This window comes from Turicimonas sp. TL08 (genome assembly GCF_054660695.1).
In genome coordinates, this window is sequence record NZ_BAAGDP010000003.1 from 142,685 (window position 1) to 162,430 (window position 19,746).

Genomic DNA, 19,746 nt, shown 5'->3' on the forward strand with positions numbered 1-19,746 from the left:
GCCTCTCCCACAGAAGTAATCTTGTAATAAAAAAGCCTCATTCTAAAATCCGTGTTTGGAAGTTAAAGGTAATAAAAATTCCTTCGACATCTTGGTGCTCAAGGCCTCGAATGATTTTTTAATTTTTACGCTTGTATTCCTATAAAAGCTTGTAGAAGCCAAGGACTCTCTTGACTATTTTGTAACTGCTCCTTCTTTACAGAATGGCTTGACCTGCCTAAAAAAGACAGTGAGCTCTTTCAACAATTATTACGAATCCAGACGCCAGATAGATAAATTTAAGAGGACGTCCGGGGTGATAAGTTCAGGAAGAAGACTGCCATCGGCGAGAACGGCGCCCCTCTTGTTTAAATTAATAACCATCTGGTGTCAAACGGCAAGCCAATAAGGATGGGCCGGAGTCGATGAGAGATTTGGATGCTTCGGCTGCGTCACTAATCAACAGAAAAGAATAACAGTCCAATGCCTAAGAAAAGAAGTCCGAGAGCTTTAAGGCAGACAAGAGAAAAAAATTTAAATAGGCCTTAAATATTGAATTAGCTCAAGGTGTTGGTCAGCTCGAAAGCATTGCTACTCTTTGTATTTGAGAAAATAAGATCGCCCTCGGTTGAGCCGGTAGAAATCCCAAACTAGCATCAAACTTCTGCCGAAACTTTCTCTTTATCTCTCGTCACCGTTTCGTATAATTGCACTTTTGACATTGCGGCAGCGCATTTTTGTTATCTTCTTTATGGAAGGCTCCCGACCATTTACAAATGCTCTGCAGGATAGGAATTGCCGAAGAACCCTTATCAGTTAAACAATACTGAACCCTGGGTGGAATTTCATCAAACTGTTGCCGCATTATCATGTTATCCGTTTGCAATTCTTTTAGGGTTGCAGCGAGCACGGCATCCGTGATATTTGACATTTCTTTTCTCAAAGAACTGTATCGCAAAGTACCTTTTTCTGCTAATACGCACAACACTCTGGACTTCCACTTTCCCCCAAAAACATCTAAACCATATTCCAATGGGCAGCGAATATCTTTTTCTAACTTTGGTGTATACACAGTCTTGCACTCCTTTCAAGTCAAAGTATAAAACATATTCCACAACTCTTAAGTTACTATCAAATTTGATAGTAACTAATAAATTTATTTATATATTTCATTTTTAGAGTTACGTTCGTATAATTTAGTCAAGTTCCATGAGGAACGAACTCAAATTAGGAGTAATTCAAATGAAAGTAAATGCTTACTTAGAAATCACTATGCAAATCAATGAAGAAAACCGTCCGGCTGCCGCAAAGGTTTATAACGATTTCAGACAGCCCTTCCTTGACACGATTAAGGGTGCCTTAACAAAGGAACTGTTAATTCGTAAGGAAGATGTTCAGGTTCTCCATGGCTTTGACAACGTGGAAAACGCAAAAGCCTATCTTGACAGCGCCATGTTCAAAGAGGACGTTTTTGTAGGTCTGAAACCACTTTGGCACGCAACTCCGGAAGTAAAAATTTATGCTGTTGCTTAAGTGTCACATACTGCGGTAGCGTGGCTGTAGAACAATTTCCTTGCTAAGTTTCCACCGGTCTTCAAAAGAAGTGACTCATTCCTAAACACGTTCTCGGAAAATGCTTTAGGAGAGTCACCTCCTATAAAACTTTTTTGTCCAAAGTAAATGTCACTTGAGTAGAAGACAGTTGTATTTCATTTACGCCGTCAGCTTCCAAAGAGCATGCTCTATCCCCGACCTTATCATCCTTTTTGAAGACTCTGTCTTGCTGACGCCAATACTTCTCTTCCTCCATCTTGTTGTTCAGGCCAGGTGTTATGACACGTTGCCAGTAACATTGGAGCGTTTGGTCAGAAAAGAGTTCTGCCAATCACTAGACGGACAAAGCGGCCGAATTGCAGCTACCTTTCAAAGTTAGGTTCCGCTGAAGAGCCCGGTTTTCTACTCTACTAAACATTCTGTGAGGCGCACTCCAAAACCTAATCAATTGCTAGGTTTTGGAAAGTGCTGTGTAGTCTTAAGCTCCGTAAGCCTTTCTGTAGGCCTCGATGGCTTTCTCGTATTGCTTAAGTTCGGAAGCTTCTGAGTTCTTCAGATAACTCATCAAGTCTTTCAAACTAGCAATTGAACAAACGGGAATTCCGTATTGTTCTTCTACTTCTTGGACTGCAGATTGTTTTTTAACTGTTTCTGCGTTGCCTGCGCATTCCATTCTGTCTAACGCAATGAGAACGCCGGACGGGACAGCACCGTTGGCACGGATAAGGTTAACGGACTCTCTAACGGAAGTTCCCGCAGAAATCACGTCATCGATAATAACTACGTTACCTTGAAGAGGCGCACCGACAATAGAGCCTCCTTCACCGTGATCCTTAGCTTCCTTTCGGTTGAATGCAAACGGAAGGTCTCGGCCGAGTTCGGCCATGCGGATTGCAACGGCACAGCCCAAAGGAATGCCTTTATAAGCAGGGCCAAAAACCATATCGCACTTTACTCGGCCTGTATCGATTGCGGCGATAAGAGTCTTCGCGTAAAAATCTGACAAAGTATGAAGCATGGAGCCGGTGTTAAAAAGGCCCGCATTGAAGAAGTACGGGGACAAACGGCCTGCTTTCGTCTTAAACTCTCCGAATCTGAGAACTTTTGAATCAATACAAAATTGGATAAAGTTTTGCTGTAGAGTGGACATTTCAGGTAAGTAAAAAGTTAAACGATTAATCTTACGATTTTAGAATTTTTTCCAGTGTAAAAGTGCTACGAGTTATCACCATCAATACAAACGGCATCAGAAGTGCCTCTCAAAAAGGTTTTTTTAATTGGATGAAAGAACAAAATCCGGATTTTGTTTGCATCCAAGAACTGAAAGCTCAAGAGTCTGATATTTCCGAAAATATTCGGAACTGCCCGGGCTATAACTTTTATGCACACTATGCTGCCAAAAAGGGCTACTCAGGCTGTGCCGTATACAGCAAAGAAAAAGCCGACAGAGTCCGTTTAGGATTCGGCATTGAAGAGTTTGACAACGAAGGCCGTTACGTTGAACTCTCCTTCAAAAATTTTATTTTGATTTCAGTTTACTTCCCTTCAGGAAGTTCCTCGGATGAACGTCAGCAAGCTAAATTCCGTTTCTTGGACGTATTCCTGCCTCACCTTCGTGAACTTAAGAAAACCGGAAAAGAGATTCTCGTTTGCGGAGACGTCAACATTGCTCACAAAGAAATCGATATAAAGAATTGGAAAGGAAATTTAAAAAATTCCGGCTTCCTTCCTGAAGAAAGAGCTTGGATGACAAACCTTTTTGATAACGAAGGATGGTTCGACATCTTCAGAAAACTAGATAAACGTCCGGAGCAATACACCTGGTGGAGCAACCGAGGCCAAGCCAGAGCAAAGAACGTCGGCTGGCGCATTGACTATCAGATTGGTACTCCTCTCATCTGCGATGCGGCTGCGAATGCATCGATTTATAAGGAGGAAAGATTCTCGGATCACGCTCCGCTCATCATCGACTATTTGTTTTCACCTGAACATGAAAGCTGAACAAGTACTATTTTCTCAGGGTTTCGGCACTCGCCATGAATGTGTCGGAATCATCGCCAACGGAAGATTTAAGGCAAGCGGCGAGCTCGTTACCGATCCCTATGAAGAGATTGATACCGACAATCTCACATTTGAGGTTGACGGTAAACCGTGGAGATTCTTTGAAAAGGCTATCATCCTTCTCAATAAACCTCAGCATTACGAGTGCTCTTTGAAGCCTCTGCATCATCCCAGCGTACTTTCTCTTCTTCCGCCGCCTTTGCGCGTCAGAGGCGTGCAGCCTATCGGGCGCCTTGATGAAGACACAACAGGACTTCTCCTTCTGACAGATGACGGTAAGCTCAATCATCGCCTGACTCATCCTAAGAAAAAAGTGCCCAAAGTCTATAGAGTCACAGCAAAGCATCCGATTACCGAGAAAATGATTCAGCAGCTTCTGGCAGGCGTAAAACTCGATGACTCCGACGAGATTGTTAAAGCCCATGAGTGTTCTTTAATTTCAGAAAAAGTCCTGGATCTGACAATCTTTCAAGGCAAATACCATCAAGTAAAGAGAATGCTTGCCGCTGTCTCCAATCGAGTTGAAGCTTTAGAAAGAATCAAATTCGGGAAATTAGATCTCCCAAAGGATTTGCCTCTCGGAGAATGGACCTGGGTTGACACTCCTTCAGAGATTTATTAGTTCCTATGTCTGACTCTGCTTCTTGGAAATCCCTCTTTAAGATTTATCTTCAGCCTGTCTGTCTGAGGATGTTTTTGCTTGGGTTTTCGGCCGGCCTTCCGCTTCTTTTGGTGCTAGGAACGCTTGGCTTTTGGCTTAGAGAAGCAGGAGTTGATTTAAAAACCATCGGCTTTATGTCTTGGCTCGGACTAGCCTATGGATGCAAATGGCTGTGGGCACCTCTCGTTGACAATATCAGCCTTCCCTACCTGACCGCAAAATTGGGTCAGCGCAAAGCGTGGCTTTCTTTTTCTCAGGTTCTCATCGTCATCGGTCTGCTTGGAATGGCTTTCAGCAATCCGCAAACCCAACTGCTTCAATTAGGCATCTTTGCCGGACTAACGGCCTTTGCTTCCGCTACTCAAGACATCTCATTGGATGCCTATAGAATCGAAAGTGCCGCTGAAGAATATCAGGGTGCGCTGGCAGCCTCCTATCAAACGGGCTATCGCTTAGCCATGATTTGGGCCGGCGCAGGAGCTTTTGCTATTGCTGCTTTTGCCTCAAGAGCTGACGACGCCCTTACCTACGATCAATTCGGCTGGACAGTGGCTTATGCAGTGATGGCGGCTTCTATGGCGGTAGGCCTCTGTACAACACTTTTATCTCCGCCCCCCAATGAGGCCGACAAAGAACATAAAGCAGAGCAACTGGCTCAAACCAAAACAGCAATCGATGCATTCTGCCTAGCACATCCTAACCTTCCGCTTCCCGCCTCCAAAGTTATCGGATGGCTGAAAGTTATCTGTCTTACTCCGCTTTATGATTTCTTCATTCGCTACCGTTGGCACGCCGTTGCAATTCTTCTGCTGATTGCAACATACCGCATCAGCGATGTTGTGATGGGAGTCATGAGCAATCCCTTTTATCGGGACTTAGGATATTCAAAGGAAGAAGTTGCCGCCATTTCTAAGATCTTCGGCGTCATCATGACTTTGGCGGGGGCTTTCTTAGGAGGCGCCGTCGTCCTCAAGATTGGTGTTCTTAAAACTTTGTTCTTAGGTGCAGTTCTATCTGCAGCTACAAATCTTTTGTTCTCTTGGCTAGCCACCGTCGGCCATGACGTAACCTTCCTGATTTTTACCATCAGTGCCGATAACCTTGCAGGTGGGTTGGCCAGCGCCGCGTTTGTGGCTTATCTCTCCGGACTTACGAACGTCGCCTATTCAGCGACTCAGTATGCGCTGTTCTCCTCAATCATGCTTATCCTGCCGAAATTCCTGGCAGGATTCTCGGGAGTAATCGTGGAAGCCGTCGGCTACAGCAATTTCTTTATCGGTACTGCGCTGCTCGGCCTCCCCGTCCTGGTTTTAATTCCTCTTATTGCTTTTTTGCAAAAGAAAAATCCGCCGAATTAACTTTCAGGTTCTTCTTCCTCGGCCAACTTCTCTTCTACATCCGGCGGAAGAGGATAACCCTTCATACCGTTTGCCATAATAGCCACGTTATTCACCACCGCTTCAAGAGCATCGTAGAAATCGTCATAGGTGACAGCCGTTTCTTCGACTTCTTCTCCGGCTTCATTCTGCGGTTTGCCTAAGATCGATTCCAAATTAGACGTGCCTACAACTAAGGGATAAACGGAATCCAGATCATTGAAGTTCAAGTTATTCGGGATGTCGTAAACAGCACAGTAGAGACCGTTAACGAAGGGACTAAGGTAGCTGAGCTGTTCTTCCAGAGGTTCGGCAAGAAGCTCTTCAGTTTCCGGCTCAAAGCGTACCGGATCAATAACCTGAGAGTTCTTAAGTTGTTCGTTGATTTCTTTATATCTCTTCATTAGCAGCTTTCTGAGCTTCTTGAAGTCTTCAGTCTCGGCAATCGGCTTCCCGTCTTTGGCAAAAACTGCTTCAATCCAAACACGATGTCCCGGAGCATCCGGTAAAAGAGCCCATCCGGTTAAAAAGCCGTCCAAAAAAGAAGCATCGATGTCATGCGGTCCGACTTCCTGAGCCACTGCTTCGGTCAGGCGTTCCATCTCTTCGAACTCTTCCATCGTCAGGGCATCGTTTTTAATTGACATTTTTATCCTCGTGTTTAGTCATGAAATTGTTTATTGCTGTCTTTACTTCAGCAGAAGTATTTTTTCTCAGCAGATTTTTGGCAAACTTTTGGCACTCTTCCAGTGTCAATTTCCTAATCTGTTTTTTGACGGAAGGAATCTGCATTGCCGCCATCGAAAGTTCTTCGAATCCCAAACCGACAAAGAACGGCGCTAAATTTTTCTTTCCGCCCATCTCGCCGCACACGGAAAGCGGTTTATTAAGCTTCTGAGCCGCCTTTGCCGTATTGGCAATCAAATGGAGGACTGCCGGGTGGTATTCGCTGTAAATCGGAGCGACGGATGGATTTCCGCGGTCCACAGCCAACGTGTATTGGACCAAGTCGTTGGTTCCCAATGATGCAAAATCTACCTCTCGAAGGAAAGGCTCGGGACGAATAGCAACGGCCGGAACTTCTACCATAATTCCAACCGGAACTTCAGGATTGAAGAGCTTTCCTTCTGCAGCAAGCTGTGCCTTTGCCGTCTCGATATATCTTTTTGCCTCAATGATTTCTTCTATGGAAGTTACCATCGGAAGCAGAATCTTGACGTTTTCTTTATATGCTGCACGGAGAATGGCTCTTATCTGAGTTAAGAAAAGGGACGGATTAGCCAAGGTAAAACGAATGGCTCTCAAACCCAAAGCCGGATTCTCTTCCTCTTCATTTAGAGCAGTCTGGGGAAGGTTGGCCGCTTTTGCCTCGTGAGTCAGAAGTTTATCTCCTCCCACATCCAAGGTTCTAATAGTTACGGGCCTGCCTCCCATCGACTCGATAAGTTCTTTGTAGCTTTCGTACTGTTCTTCCTCGTCAGGAAGTCGGTTTCTTCCCATGAACAAATATTCACTGCGAAAGAGCCCCACGCCCTGAGCGCCCTGATGCAAGACTTCATCCAAGCCGGCAACCATGGCGATGTTAGCCAGAAGCTTAACCTTATGCTTTTGGTCCTTTGTTTCTGCGACACGTCTGCGGGCACGGTAGAACTCAGAGTAAAGCTCTTCCTGCTCTTGGACTTGAGCTGTAATTTCCAGAATCTCTTCCGGCGAGGGATTACAGATTATTTCTCCGGTATTAGAGTTTACGAAGAGCTGATCCCCGTCTTGAATCTGGCTTCTAGCTCCTGCAACCCCAACAACTGCCGGTATAAACAATGTCTGCGACAGAACCGCAGTGTGAGATGTCGGTCCGCCTTTCTCTGTGATAATGCCTACAAGGTCAAGGTCTTCATATTCGGTCAGCCAAATCACGTCTGCCAAAGATAGGTCGTTCGTAACAAGGATGACTTCTTCTAAGGCTGTTCTAACTTCAGCCTGGAGACGTCTGCCCTTTCCGAGAAGCTCTTCCTGCAGACGATTGACGGCATGTTCAATATCATCACCGCGTTCTGCCAGGTAAGAGTCGGTCATATTTTCGAAAACCGCTTTTACCTCTTCCAAGTGCTGTGCCAGCGCCCATTCCACATTGATCAAGCGCTCGGCAATAATATGATCAACCTCTTCTTTCATGGTTTGATCATTGATGAGCATCTTGAACATTTCCAAGAAGGACTTCAGCTCTTTCGGGGCTCTCTTCGGGGTTCTGGAGAGCATGCGGTTAATTTCTTTATTAACGGAAGCAATTGCCTTAACCAATCTTTCTTTTTCTGATTCTATTTGGTCAGGAGCGATGGAATACTGAGGAAGCTGTAGCGGAGCCATCGCCATTACGCGTGCTCTGCCGAAACCGAGTCCGCTCGATACGCCTATTCCGCTAAGTTCCTTTCTGCCTGTTGCGCTGCTTTCCGTCATGGCTTACTGAGCCTCACCAAACTTATCTTCAAACATCTGTTTGAGTTCCGAAAGCATCTCTTCTTCATCGGTTCCGTCTCCGATTAAAGTCAGCTCAGTTCCCTTAGAAGCGGCCATCAGCATCACTCCCATGATGGACTTACCGTTGACCTCTCTGCGGCCATTGGTGATCTTCAAAGAACTGAGAAATTCGTTAGCTTTTTGAGTTAATTTAGTCGCCGGTCGGGCATGCAGACCAAGCTTATTCAACACGGTAACTTTAATTGTTTTCATTAGTTGTTCTCGTTGCGATTTGCGCCGCCTCAGAAGCCTTCTCCAACAATACTTCCAGAGGCTGATTTCTGTAGCAGAGGAGTTTCATCAGAAGAGGGAGGCTCAACGGAGCGATGCATTCGCAATTTTTTTCTTTTGCAAATGCGCAAACGACATTGCCGGGTGTTGCACCAAAAACATCGACCAGCACGACTTTCTGGTCCGCATCTATCGCATTCCAAGCTTTTTCGAGCTGTTCTTGCTGCAATTGCCGATCCTCGTCGGAATCTATATCCACTGCCTCCACGGCCTCCAGTCCGGCAAAGATTTCTTCAGCGACTGAATTAAACGCCGAGGCTAAGGGCTTATGAGCCACGAGTAGAAAACCTGTCTTCACAAAGAATACTCCTTCAGAATCCCACTAATTTTAGCCAAAGTTTCGAATCCTGGAGCTGCATAAAACCGAAAAAGAACAATCTTGAGTACCTTCAAGGGCGCTGTGTATGAGAAATTCTCTGCGTATTCATCCTTCTCCGTTCAAGCGTAAGGCTTGAGATCTTATGAGTACAAAGGTTTGGGCAGAAAAAATCTCTTCGTCGATATGAGGGAGAAGCTTCTGAATAGCCAGGTTTTTGTCTTGTCATTTTCTGTGAACGGCTACAAAATTACGTCTAAGTTTTCTTTTCTCGATTGCACAAAGAGGCGCATCCGGCCCACGCACATAGAAAATACAAAGAGTTCAAATATGGATAAAAAACCCAATAAGTTGGAAGAAGCCCAAATAGTTCTTGAAATTTTAAACCGGATTCCTTACAGGCCGAATAAAACCAGTGCTGAAGATATCATCGAATCATTAGAAGCGGCTAGTATCCATCTGTCCAAGAGGTCTGTACAAAGATATCTGAAAAGAATATCAGAGTCAGATTCTTTCGGAGTTGAACGTGATTCACGCGACAGAAAATTCGGCTACAGTCGAAACCGTTCGGAAAATAAATGGGAAACCTTAGAACTAAAACCTAATGAGTGTCTTCTTTTGAAGTTAGCTCAGGAATATATCAAAAATCAAGTTCCAGGCTCTATCCTTAAGTCTCTTGACTTCCTATTTGCCAAAGCCGATAAGGTTTTAAATGAAAAACACTCCAACCGGAAAGAAAAAGACTGGCTGCAAAAGGTAGCCCTTGTCTCCCCGGCCCTTCCCCAACTTCCTGCCAAAATTCTGCCGAGGATTTTTGATGAGGTTTCTAACGCATTATTCGAAGAGAAAAAACTTCGAATTAGCTATAAGAATATGCATGGAGTTAGCAGAACAGGAATTATCAATCCTTTAGGCCTCGTACAGCAACAATCTCGCCTTTATTTAGTGTGCACCTATGAAAACGATGACAAAATTTTTCATTTGGCGCTTCATCGAATCAAAAGCGCCAAGATGACAGATTTCTCAAGAGAAGTGCCGAAAGATTTCCGCCTCTCCGAATACCTTAACTCTCGGCATTTCAACTACAGTGACGGGGAAAAAGTACGTTGGGTATTGGAATTTACCGGAGAAGACTCGGCCCGAAATTTTGAAGAGACTCCCTTTGCCAAGGATCAGGTATTGAAAAAACTAGATAACGGCAAATACCGTCTCGAGGTCGTCCTTCAAGACTCACGTTTACTTGATGGCTGGATTGCTACCTATGGAGACCTCTATCACATCACAAAAGAAAGAAGGTATCCTCTCTGACGAGAGCTGGGGGAGGTTGCTTTTTCCTCCCCCTCTTCCCACTGTTCGGAGTAGCTTTGCTTTTAACGCGCTTCTATCAGGTGCCTACCTTACACACTACGCTATTTATTGGATTACATCGCACAAAGTCAATTTAATTAGCTGATTAATCAGGAAGAACAAGATTTTTCTTCCCCACATGAAGCGCTTTCTTTAATTGTTAATGTCAATGCCTCCAGCAATGCTGGAAGCGCCTCAGTACTCTTTTTCGAAATATGGAAATGGAAAGATGAAGAATTCTCTATATGACCTGCCTCCGCAGGATTGATGTTGATCTTTATTGCTTTCTTACATAGCCGAGAAAATGATGCCGCGGGATAAACCTCTCCGGAAGTTCCTACAGCAATAAATACATCTGTCCTCTTCAAATAATTTGGAATCCAGTCCATGAAATATGGCCGCTCGCCAAAAAGAACTACATCGGGCCTGACCGAGTAGCCTTTTGCTCCGCACGAAGGACAGGTATTGTCTTTCCGAAATGAATTTGGACGAGGAAAGACAGCTCCGCAAGCACTGCAACGTGCCTGATTCAATGACCCATGGAGATGATAGACCTGAAGTGCCCCGGCTAACTCATTTAACCAGTCAACATTTTGTGTTACGTGGACAAACTCGCAAAAGCCAACCGTTTCCCGTGCAAACTTTGCCAATGCATAGTGCGCCGAATTTGGCTGACAGCGGCATACGGTTTCAAACCTTTTGTTGTAAAACTCAAAAACTTTATCAGGATTTCTGGCCAGAGCTTCCATTGTGGCTAGCTCTCTTGCATTGTTCTTGATCCATAGGCCATTCTTATCACGAAATGTTGCGATACCGCTTTCTGCCGACAGACCTGCGCCTGAGAGAACAAAGATGACCGGCGTTTTCTCTGTTTTTAAATTTTTAAAGTATTTTTCCATAGTGAGTACTCCTGGGCCTGAGCTTGTATTGAGGTCTCAGGCCCGTGGAAGATCTTTAAGATCTTGGCTTCTTTCCAGACCTTCCTCCAAAAGGAACGGATCCGCGGTCCGAGAGTTCATCCCAAAAATCTTCCTCTAGTGCGGAATCCTCCAATTCTTCGTCTTCGTCGACATATTCATCGTCGAAATCATCATTTTCTTCGTCTTCTCCGATGTCATCGAAGTCTTCGGAACTGTCTAGAATATCTTCCAGAAATGGATCTTCCTCCTCCTCTGGGATCTTTTCCCAGCCGTTTGCAAGCGTCCGTATTTCGGTTACATCACTCTTACTCAATGCATCGCACAATTCTTTGCGAACGCTCTTTTCTCTTACTTTATCTAAAACAAGCTCGGCTAATTCTGGGTCATTGCCGATGATTTCCACAAGCTCTTGCGCACAAAAGTTACCTTGAGCAAATGCTTTTGTTCTTAACGCAGCTTCTCTCACAAAAAAGAACTGATCCTTTAGGAGATTTTTCAATAACTCAGAATTGCGCACATAAGGAAGAGCAAGCGCACGGACGTAAGGATTCCGATTTGAAAGCAATTCTTCCAGTAATCGCTGTTTTTCTGTACGAGTCCCATGTTTGTCAACACTCCGGATAATTTCATCTAAATCTTCTTTTGTTGGTTCCCAACTGATGCCCTTGGAGCGGAACTCGCAAAAACAGTCTTCCTCACTGCCGCCGGATGATAAATAAGACAACCAAAATCTGACTTCGGGATTTCTTATGAGAGGTAGAAGCTCAGATTCTTTTTGAGCAATAACCTCAGAACCACTGGCCCGCAGCAACGCCTCCGGGGATTTATTAAACAAGAGCGACAAAGAATGAATTGACAGCTTCTCAAATAATTCTTGTCCTACAACCTCGTTTAAGTTATTCCGACAAGTTTCTTTCTCAATAAATTTTTCAAGAGCATTTAAGTCTGAAATCGGATTGCTGATAGCTCTTGCTCTTATCTTGCGCGAATCATTACAAAGAAGCTTCGCACTTAATTCGGTTGGAATATCCCAAAGACCATCTGCCAGCAAAATAGTCTCGAGATTAACAAAAAACTCATTTTCTCCAGCGTCATTTTTACTTTCATCTCTGTCAAAGATAACTTTCATAGTCCTCTTCCTTTTAAACCAACTACGTTTTCAACGTTAACTTGCGGCACCTTTATTGCATCGCGTCTTTGGCACCAGCAGTATCTCTTCTCACGGGAATAAGCAGCGACATTGACTGCCGTTCCAATGTCTTACTAAAAACAGTTTAAGATTTGTTGCGACAAAATACGCCGCATATTTCGCTTACTTCTCTCTCAAGGAAACAGATAAACTTATCTACAATTCAATAAGTTATATTGCTTTTGATCCATGAACATTACTTGAATAGAAACCAACTTCGAAACTATCTAAGCTATTTCTATCTCCTTCTCGTCAGTGCGGTTTTTCTTGAAGCTCGCTTTCTATCCTTTGTCAGAAATACTTAGAGCCTTAATAGCCCAGGCCGTAATAGAGAAACAGAACAAGAAAAGAAAGGAATTCCTCGGTTGCAATTCCAATGGATCTTCACTTTGAGTTCATAAGCACTTGTTCAAAGGCGTTTTTCAAATGAATAGCTGCCTTTTTGACGACTCTTTCTGTCGCGTTATGAATCAAAATAGTTCTATGTAAGAGATTAAGGAGACCTGTTAATCGGAGCCTAGAAATGGGACAAAGAGGGTTCTTGACAGACTCGAAGTCTGTTATCTGAACGACCGGCACGAAAAGGCAATTCTGTTTTTCTTCTGACCGCAAACTCTCAGCAGAAATTCAAGGTGTCTAACAGCAGCATCCAATAACTTACAGAACAACTAAATCAGTGCAATTCAAATTCTTCTATATTTTTCCATCTTGAAAAATGAGCGATAAAACGATAACCTTGGCCACCTCCCCCGTACTGAATTATTGTGATCAGAGCCACCTTCACCGTAAAGATATTCACCTTAATCAAGAAGGTGAACCACTTAGCTCTAATCTGTGTCTTGCCGAAAGTCGTCTCACGAAAATGCAAGAAGTAGCCGCAGAGATCAGAGAAAAATCTCATGCCAATCAAAAAGAAAACTTATTGACTTTTCGGAACGAAATCGAAAAAGCCCGCAGTACGACGGACATTTTGCGAGCTTTTTTTGTTTGCGGACTTCTTCAGGAAAAACCGCAGACCTTAACGGCATGTACGCTCGAAACAACCATATCTATCGCCAGAGCAGTGGCTGACGTTTGTGAAAAATATCCGTTACTTTTCGGAGAGATCCGAGGAATAAAAGTTAATTCAAGACTGAAAGCCGCCATTGCTACTTGTTCCAAAGAAAGAATGATTTCTTTAAATCCGCGATACTTCTGCGGTAATCACACGGACAAAATCGAGGCCGCAGTGAAAAAAGATTTCTGGACTTCTTTTTCTGACAAAGGAGGTGTCTACCAAATTATGGCGCACGAGCTCGGACATGCTGTGCATTTTGCTCTCTTTAACCTTTTGGATAGAAAAGGATCTTTTGCTTTGACTTCTATTTTCAATACCGCTGTGCGCAGAAGAGTGGTTCTCAAGCACGGTTACAACATAGAGAATAGTTTAAGCAAGTATGCAAGAAAAAATTGTTATGAATTTTTTGCGGAAGCGTTTTGTGAGTTAATGTGCAGCAGCCAGCCTAGAATCTTCGCTCAAGAGCTCGGAGTGATATTGGAAGAAATTACAGACGGAGATCTTTCAATGCTTATTGGCTTCTACAGGTAAGAATAATTGAATGCTCCTTAGTTTTCGATTTTTGAAATCTCCTAAATTCTTTAAAACGAAAGAAATGATTTCTCTAAAAGCAGTGATTCCACGATGCTTTATGCCTGACAACGACCTGAAACAGCTCATAGTGTTTGATTGTCCTCTTTAGCCTCTAGTAAAATCGGGCTGACACACTTAAGCGCTTTCCGTCTCAGGAAATTCGTTAAACGAGAAGCACTACCTAAAATTTTTAGTTTTACGGAGGATTCCGAATGGCAATCGTCACATTCCGTTCTAAAGCTGCAGGCGAAATTTATATGTTTCGCGAAACAGCTGAGGAAATTTTTAAAGTATTCGGCAAACCTTTAGGCATTCGCGGAGTTTTAACTCCTGAAGAGATCCCTGCCGCCCTTAAGGCCCTTCAGGTAAGAATTGAAAAAGAAAAAGAACTTCTTAAAGAAGTTAAAGCCAAGGAAAACAAGGCCTTCAGAGAAGGAAAAGATTTAGATAAAGAGAAGAAACCGGCAATGGAACAAACCGTCTATTTCACTCAAAGAGCTTACCCCTTTGTCGAAATGCTTGAGCGCTCCCTTAAGGAAGATGTTCCTGTTACTTGGGGGGTTCCGTAGATAGGTCTGACTTTTCTGTATTCTCATTAGAAAGAATCACAACCAGAGAAAAATCATTTCTGAATAAGAACTCCCGACCCTGAAATTTTCAATTTATGACAAGAATGAGATAAGGCGGATTAAAGTAGCAAGAAGCTATTCCGCCCTCAAAAGACCATTAGTTAATCGCTCTTGGGCAGGAAGTTCAAATGTGTCAACGACGTTGTTTGAAAAAAAGATCGGAATGGGTTCCTGTCCGCGCCGCAATTAAGTCACTCTCCGTCTTTTTGTAGATAAGGAGCCAGTCGGGCTCGATATGAAGTTCCCGATATCCATCCCAATTGCCTTTAAGAGGATGATCACAAAGCGTTCTAGGCAAATCTTGTTCTTCTATAAGGAGTGTCAAAATATTTTCAATTTTGAAAAGAGCTTTTCCACGCTTCTCCATTCGGTCCAAATCTTTGTCAAAAATGTTCGTTGTACTGAAGGCAAGCATCACTTACCTCGATTTCTAAAGTACCCGCTAACGCTTTCATGCCGGGTTACCTCTCCTTTTTCAACCATCTTAATGGCTTCAATAGTTTCGTTGTTAGGTACCTCAACTGCGAAAGGGAGTTTACGATCGTTAACCAGCTTGATCAGAGTTAGCCGGATGAGATCTGAAAAATTTAATCCCATCGCATTCAGGACTTCAGAGGCATCAGCTTTGAGCTGTTTATTGACTCTGACTCGAATAGAGTCATCAGAAACAGTAGTAGGCATTTAATTCACCATTGCAACAATGTTGCTACATAGTGTAAACAATCTGATGTAAATGAACAAGCAATTTAAAAGAAAATTAGATCACTTTCGTAACTAACGAGCTATAGAAGAAAAACTTCAGAATAGAGTCTGTTCGTATTGCGTTTTCAATATAAATCCTTTTATTTTGGTTACTCAATACCTATGATCTTTTTTATTTGCTCCGTGTCGGTTCCAGAAGGTATCGGAATATATTTGCCGGAGGAATTTTTAAATACCCCGAGAGGTACAGTCGTTAAACCGGACCAACGAGCTATTTTGGCATTGGTCCAAACTTCGTCTCTATATTTCTTATCGACCGTTGTTCCGGCAGGATTTATGCCTCGAAAATCTTTGTCCTTAAAGTGATCTTCGTGGTGCTGCATGACATCCCAAGGTTCTTCAGAGGAAAGAATGAGAGCGGCTTGATCAATACTCAAATCACGTAGGACAGGAATTGGGAACCAAATAAAGTTCACTTGGTTTTGCAGCGGCTTTGCTGCACTCCACAATTTGCTGCACCACGGGCACTGCGTGTCAGAGACAATGACGACTACAGGCTTATCTTTACCGACATTCGGATTGCTTATTCCGAATCCGTTAGCCAACATAGATTCATAGAGATGGTCGAGCTGTGTACCGGCACGTAGTTCCGGATAATCTGCACGTCCCGGAACAGTCTCCGGCTTGATTCCAACTTTTTCCGCTGCATGAGCTATCGGTCCGCAAACAGACATTAAGGCCATAGCTAAACAGTTTCTCCTAAGCATGCTTACTCCTGATTGTGTTTTCCGTACCCGGTTTTTGCATTGATTATCTTCACCAGCACCAAACTCAAGTTTAGGCTCGCCAGAAACCTCTGGTAAAGAGAACGAGTACCGTAAATAGTTCCAAACGTCCGATAATCATTAAAAACGTACAGAAGAGAACTTGGAAATCCGTCAAAGACGAGAAGTTATAGGCGGGCCCCAAATTTCCTAACGCAGGACCAAGATTATTTAAGCAGCTAATTGCGGTAGAAAACGCTGTAAGACCGTCAAAACCTGTTAACAGAAAGACCATCGTGCTCAAGAAGGCAATCGCAATATAGAGCATTAAAAAGGCCAGAATCGCAAATATAACTTGGTTGCTAATCGGTTTGTTCCCAATCACCAACGGAGCAATGACGCGGGGATGCAAAATCTTCTTAAATTCGAGACCGCCCTGTTTTACCAAAGCAATCGCACGGATCATTTTGATGCCGCCGCCGGTAGAACCGGCACAAGTGGCAAAGCTCGAGCCGAACAAAGCCAGTAGCTGAACTACTAAAGGCCAGTCGCCATAGTTTGTGTTCGCAAAACCGCTGGTACTTATCACGAAAATGACGTTGGTCACCGAATAGTAAAAAGCATCTCCGACATTGACGTAGGTCTCAAAAGAAACCAATAAGAACGTCGATAAAAGAGTAAGGACTAACGCTGTTAAAAGCCATGCACAGCTTTCAACGTCTTTGAAGTAGAGCATCGGAGACAGCTTTTTCCATACGAGGAAGTGCATGGAGAAGTTAATGCCGCCGATAAGCAAAAAGACTACACACACATAGTCAACGGCTCTGGTTGACCAATATCCGAACCCGGCATCATGGCTGGAGAAACCTCCCAAAGACACCGTGGTGAACGTATGCATAATGGCATCGTCCCAGTCCATTCCGGCCATGTGATAGCAGATTGCGCAAAGAACGGAAATCGCAAAATAAATATTGAAGAAGGCCTTAGCTGTGTCCGAGATTCTTGGAGTGAGGCGCCCCTCCTTCAAAGGCCCCGTGCTTTCCGCCCTGAAGATCTGTGCACCACCGACGCCCAACAGCGGAAGAACTGCCACGGCCATCACCAGAATACCGATGCCTCCCAACCAAGCTAGGAAACATCTCCAGAAATTCACGCTCATCGGCAGATCGTCAAGTCCTCGAAGAATCGTCGCGCAAGTGGTCGTAATCCCCGAAACGGCTTCAAAGAAAGCATGCGTAAAAGGCAAATCCGGAATAGTGAGATAAACGGGCAGCGTGGCATAAAAGGCTAAGAAAACCCACGCCATTGTCACCAACAGGAATCCGTCTCGAGGAATCAGCTCTCTTCTAAAACTTCTTGTAGATAACCAAAGAAGTCCACCGGAAAAAAATGTAATAAGAAAAGAAATCAAAAATCCGTTAAATGCCCCGTCTTGTTTCCAAAAAGACAAGATGAGCGGGATCAGCATCGCAAAGGAAAATCCCACAATAATCGGACCTAAAACATTCAGGACCGGTAAGAGCATTAGACGGAGGATAGGATGCATCTGTGACTCCCTTTAGAAGAATCCTACAGATGGAGCAAAGAGCTTTTCTATCTCCGGCACCTGTTGGCGGCTGTCAGCAAAAATAATGACATGATCGCCGTCCTCAATGGTTAAATCTTTTTCAGAAGCCATCAAGACTTCTTGAGTGTCATTCTCTTTTCTAACAATACAGCCGATAGTCACCCCATGCGGCAGGTTTAGTCTTGTGACAGGCTTACCAATGACCTTAGAGTTTTTAGGCGTTCCGTGAGCAACTATCTCCATTGCTTCCGCGGCTCCTCTTCTCAAGGTATGAGCCGAAACTACGTCTCCTTGACGAATATGGCGAAGCAAGTCAGAGAGTACTGACTCTGTCGGTGAAAAAGCAATATCAATATCGGTCGAGTCAATCAAGTCAATGTAGCTCGAACGGTTGATCAGTGCGATAGTACAGTGGGCACCAAGGCGCTTAGCCAGCAAGCAGCTCATGAAATTATCTTCATCATCGTTGCTGACTGCAATAAACACGTCGATGTTGGCAATGCCTTCATTAATGAAAAGCGTCTCATCGGTCATGTCGCCGTTTAAGACTAGAACGGAACTCGACAAATGCTCGGAAAGATACTGACAGCGTGCAGGATCGCCCTCCAAAATTTTAATGTTGTAGTTATCTCCGTTAGCAGTCTCGGAGCTGTCGAGAGCCCGTGCCAACTGCAGGCTGAGAGAGCCGCCGCCGGCTATCATGATTCGGTCATATCTTCTGACCTTCTGTCTGAATACACGAATAATATTCGACGCCTCGGATTTAAGCGTCAGGAAGAAAACTTCGTCTCCCGGATTAATGACGGTGTCAGGCCTAATGTTGGTAACACGGAACTTCTGACGGCTGATAGAGACAATTTGCACCTTGGCATCAGGCAGAACCTGATGAATATCAGCCACGGTCTTGCCGGCCATTTTGGAGCCGGCATCCGTTTTGACGGAGACCAAAATCAAATCAGCCGTTGAGAAATCAATAACCTGAAGAGCTTCCGGATAATGAATGAGCTGAACGATAGAGTTGGTTACCGCCTCTTCCGGCCAAATCACGGAAGTTGCTCTGAAGCCGGAAGTCGATAAAAGTGCCGGATACTCTCTTAATTCCTCGTTTCTAACGCGGGCAATACGTGCCGGAATATTAAAAAGCTGTTCAGCAATTAAGGTTGTGGCTAAATTGGTTTCGTCGCTCGCAGTCACAGCCACGAGCATATCGGCATCTGCCGCGCCGGCGTCCGCCAAAACCGACGGGGACGTCGCGTCTCCAACAATCCCCTGCAGGTCATACATTCCTTGGATTTCGTTGATTTTGTTTTTGTCTTTATCGACAATAGTGATGTCGTTAGACTCGGAAACTAGGTTTCCAGCTACTGAAGCACCAACCTTCCCCGCTCCAAGGATCAGTATTCTCATGTTGTCCTCAAATGGCTTTGGCTTCAGCCTTCAGAAAACTCGTCGTTGCGCTCTTTAGATCTTCCGGCCCGACCAATGTCTAAACCAAGTTGTTTCAACTTACGATAAAGGTGCGTACGCTCTAAACCTGCAGCGCTTGCAACCTTGGTCATACTATTATTTTCTTTTCTAAGAAGATTCATAAAATAAATCCTCTCAAATTGGTCTCTTGCTTCTCTTAGCGGATCATTGAAATTAATAGCCGCCATCATAGAAGTAAGAGAGTCGTGCTTATGTTCAATAATTCTAGGTTGAACCGGCTGAGGCTGAGGCTCAGGTCTTGGCTGCTGATAAGTACCGTAGCCGGGCTGAGGACGAGGCTGAAGCGGCTGACGAGGCTGAGGAGCACGGTTTGTACCGATCTTGGGTTCAACGGAATTCTTTTCGAGAGCTGCTTTAACCGAGGAGATTAAGCGGGAAAGAGCGATCGGCTTTTCCAAAAAGTCTACGGCGCCGAATTTTGTTGCCTCGATGGCGGTATCCAAAGTGGCATGTCCGCTCATCATAATCACGGGCATTGTCAGCTTGCCTGTTGAACTCCACTCCTTCAGAAGTGAAACTCCATCATTGTCCGGCATCCAAATGTCCAGCAATACTAAATCGGGACGATTATTGATAGCAATTCTCGCTGCGCCGGCGTTTTCTGCCAAGAGCACCGAATAACCCTCATCAGACAAAATCTCAGAAAGAAGTTCCCTAATCCCTACTTCGTCATCAACTACTAAAATTACTGCCATATCGTTTTATTTTCGACTATTTATAAGGCATTCTAAACAAAGAATGACTATTTTCCTAATTCC

General features: G+C 44.2%; 22 protein-coding genes. 7 read left to right on the forward strand and 15 right to left on the reverse strand.

Going from position 1 to position 19,746, the window contains the following annotated elements; genetic code table 11:
- Positions 1-670: 670 nt before the first annotated feature.
- Positions 671-1,051, reverse strand: a complete 381-nt coding sequence (locus ACYQ4O_RS02715) for a winged helix-turn-helix transcriptional regulator (RefSeq protein ID WP_460174676.1) — start codon at positions 1,049-1,051, stop codon at positions 671-673.
- Between the two features lie 170 nt (positions 1,052-1,221).
- On the opposite strand from ACYQ4O_RS02715, the gene ACYQ4O_RS02720 reads away from it, so the two are divergent.
- Positions 1,222-1,512, forward strand: coding sequence for a hypothetical protein (locus tag ACYQ4O_RS02720; RefSeq protein ID WP_460174677.1), 291 nt, complete (start codon positions 1,222-1,224; stop codon positions 1,510-1,512).
- Between the two features lie 121 nt (positions 1,513-1,633).
- On the opposite strand, the gene ACYQ4O_RS02725 is transcribed toward ACYQ4O_RS02720, so the two are convergent.
- Together ACYQ4O_RS02725 and pyrE are read right to left on the reverse strand one after the other, a co-directional pair.
- Positions 1,634-1,864 carry a hypothetical protein gene (locus ACYQ4O_RS02725; protein ID WP_460174678.1) on the reverse strand — a complete coding sequence of 77 codons (231 nt, stop codon included), beginning with the start codon at positions 1,862-1,864 and terminating at the stop codon, positions 1,634-1,636.
- Positions 1,865-2,011: 147 nt separating this feature from the next.
- Entirely contained in the window at positions 2,012-2,683 is a 672-nt protein-coding gene (pyrE, locus tag ACYQ4O_RS02730; protein WP_460174679.1) for an orotate phosphoribosyltransferase, read from the reverse strand.
- A gap of 62 nt (positions 2,684-2,745) precedes the next feature.
- Between pyrE and ACYQ4O_RS02735 the strand changes: the two genes are divergently transcribed.
- From ACYQ4O_RS02735 to ACYQ4O_RS02745, 3 genes are read left to right on the forward strand one after another with little or no spacing between them, the layout of a single operon-like run.
- On the forward strand, positions 2,746-3,534 hold the full coding sequence (locus tag ACYQ4O_RS02735; RefSeq protein WP_460174680.1) for an exodeoxyribonuclease III: 789 nt from the start codon (positions 2,746-2,748) through the stop codon (positions 3,532-3,534).
- A complete protein-coding gene (locus ACYQ4O_RS02740) occupies positions 3,524-4,216 on the forward strand; it encodes a pseudouridine synthase (RefSeq protein WP_460174681.1) in 693 nt (230 codons plus the stop codon). Before ACYQ4O_RS02735 ends, ACYQ4O_RS02740 begins: the two co-directional genes overlap by 11 nt.
- Positions 4,217-4,221: 5 nt before the next feature.
- Complete coding sequence (locus ACYQ4O_RS02745; protein WP_460174682.1) at positions 4,222-5,613, forward strand: AmpG family muropeptide MFS transporter; 1,392 nt, start codon at positions 4,222-4,224, stop codon at positions 5,611-5,613.
- Here the strand turns inward: ACYQ4O_RS02745 and ACYQ4O_RS02750 are convergent.
- The 4 genes from ACYQ4O_RS02750 to ACYQ4O_RS02765 are packed head-to-tail and all read right to left on the reverse strand — an operon-like array spanning position 5,610 to position 8,734.
- Positions 5,610-6,278 (reverse strand): UPF0149 family protein, encoded by a 669-nt coding sequence (locus tag ACYQ4O_RS02750; RefSeq protein ID WP_304703184.1) that lies wholly within the window; start codon positions 6,276-6,278, stop codon positions 5,610-5,612. The genes ACYQ4O_RS02745 and ACYQ4O_RS02750 overlap by 4 nt on opposite strands.
- Complete coding sequence (gene ptsP / locus ACYQ4O_RS02755) at positions 6,268-8,085, reverse strand: phosphoenolpyruvate--protein phosphotransferase (protein ID WP_304703183.1); 1,818 nt, start codon at positions 8,083-8,085, stop codon at positions 6,268-6,270. Before ptsP ends, ACYQ4O_RS02750 begins: the two co-directional genes overlap by 11 nt.
- Before the next feature lie 3 nt (positions 8,086-8,088).
- On the reverse strand, positions 8,089-8,358 hold the full coding sequence (locus ACYQ4O_RS02760) for an HPr family phosphocarrier protein (RefSeq protein ID WP_304703182.1): 270 nt from the start codon (positions 8,356-8,358) through the stop codon (positions 8,089-8,091).
- Positions 8,345-8,734, reverse strand: coding sequence for a PTS sugar transporter subunit IIA (locus tag ACYQ4O_RS02765; RefSeq protein ID WP_304703181.1), 390 nt, complete (start codon positions 8,732-8,734; stop codon positions 8,345-8,347). The genes ACYQ4O_RS02760 and ACYQ4O_RS02765 overlap by 14 nt, the downstream gene beginning before the upstream one ends.
- A gap of 348 nt (positions 8,735-9,082) precedes the next feature.
- Here ACYQ4O_RS02765 and ACYQ4O_RS02770 point away from each other — a divergent pair, with 348 nt between their 5' ends.
- Positions 9,083-10,060: a helix-turn-helix transcriptional regulator gene (locus ACYQ4O_RS02770; protein ID WP_304703180.1), complete on the forward strand. Its 978-nt coding sequence runs from the start codon at positions 9,083-9,085 to the stop codon at positions 10,058-10,060.
- Between the two features lie 149 nt (positions 10,061-10,209).
- Here ACYQ4O_RS02770 and ACYQ4O_RS02775 read toward each other — a convergent pair whose 3' ends face one another.
- Both ACYQ4O_RS02775 and ACYQ4O_RS02780 read right to left on the reverse strand, forming a co-directional pair.
- The gene (locus tag ACYQ4O_RS02775) at positions 10,210-10,998 is read right to left on the reverse strand and encodes a Sir2 family NAD-dependent protein deacetylase (protein WP_304703179.1); all 789 of its coding nucleotides are present in this window, start codon (positions 10,996-10,998) and stop codon (positions 10,210-10,212) included.
- Between the two features lie 55 nt (positions 10,999-11,053).
- Positions 11,054-12,148, reverse strand: coding sequence for a HEAT repeat domain-containing protein (locus ACYQ4O_RS02780; protein ID WP_304703178.1), 1,095 nt, complete (start codon positions 12,146-12,148; stop codon positions 11,054-11,056).
- A gap of 775 nt (positions 12,149-12,923) precedes the next feature.
- Here ACYQ4O_RS02780 and ACYQ4O_RS02785 point away from each other — a divergent pair.
- A complete protein-coding gene (locus tag ACYQ4O_RS02785; protein WP_460174683.1) occupies positions 12,924-13,796 on the forward strand; it encodes a hypothetical protein in 873 nt (290 codons plus the stop codon).
- Positions 13,797-14,050: 254 nt separating this feature from the next.
- A complete protein-coding gene (locus ACYQ4O_RS02790; RefSeq protein ID WP_304703176.1) occupies positions 14,051-14,407 on the forward strand; it encodes a DUF1840 domain-containing protein in 357 nt (118 codons plus the stop codon).
- A gap of 193 nt (positions 14,408-14,600) precedes the next feature.
- On the opposite strand, the gene ACYQ4O_RS02795 is transcribed toward ACYQ4O_RS02790, so the two are convergent.
- From ACYQ4O_RS02795 to ACYQ4O_RS02820, 6 genes are all read right to left on the reverse strand, one after another.
- Positions 14,601-14,882, reverse strand: coding sequence for a type II toxin-antitoxin system RelE/ParE family toxin (locus ACYQ4O_RS02795; RefSeq protein ID WP_304703175.1), 282 nt, complete (start codon positions 14,880-14,882; stop codon positions 14,601-14,603).
- A complete protein-coding gene (locus tag ACYQ4O_RS02800) occupies positions 14,882-15,148 on the reverse strand; it encodes a type II toxin-antitoxin system RelB/DinJ family antitoxin (RefSeq protein WP_304703174.1) in 267 nt (88 codons plus the stop codon). Before ACYQ4O_RS02800 ends, ACYQ4O_RS02795 begins: the two co-directional genes overlap by 1 nt.
- Positions 15,149-15,318: 170 nt before the next feature.
- Positions 15,319-15,936, reverse strand: coding sequence for a thioredoxin domain-containing protein (locus ACYQ4O_RS02805; protein ID WP_304703173.1), 618 nt, complete (start codon positions 15,934-15,936; stop codon positions 15,319-15,321).
- Between the two features lie 70 nt (positions 15,937-16,006).
- Positions 16,007-17,458, reverse strand: coding sequence for a TrkH family potassium uptake protein (locus ACYQ4O_RS02810; protein WP_460174684.1), 1,452 nt, complete (start codon positions 17,456-17,458; stop codon positions 16,007-16,009).
- 33 nt (positions 17,459-17,491) lie between these two features.
- Positions 17,492-18,907: a Trk system potassium transporter TrkA gene (gene trkA / locus ACYQ4O_RS02815; RefSeq protein WP_304703171.1), complete on the reverse strand. Its 1,416-nt coding sequence runs from the start codon at positions 18,905-18,907 to the stop codon at positions 17,492-17,494.
- Positions 18,908-18,930: 23 nt separating this feature from the next.
- Positions 18,931-19,683 carry a response regulator gene (locus ACYQ4O_RS02820; RefSeq protein ID WP_217983968.1) on the reverse strand — a complete coding sequence of 251 codons (753 nt, stop codon included), beginning with the start codon at positions 19,681-19,683 and terminating at the stop codon, positions 18,931-18,933.
- Positions 19,684-19,746 lie beyond the last annotated feature (63 nt).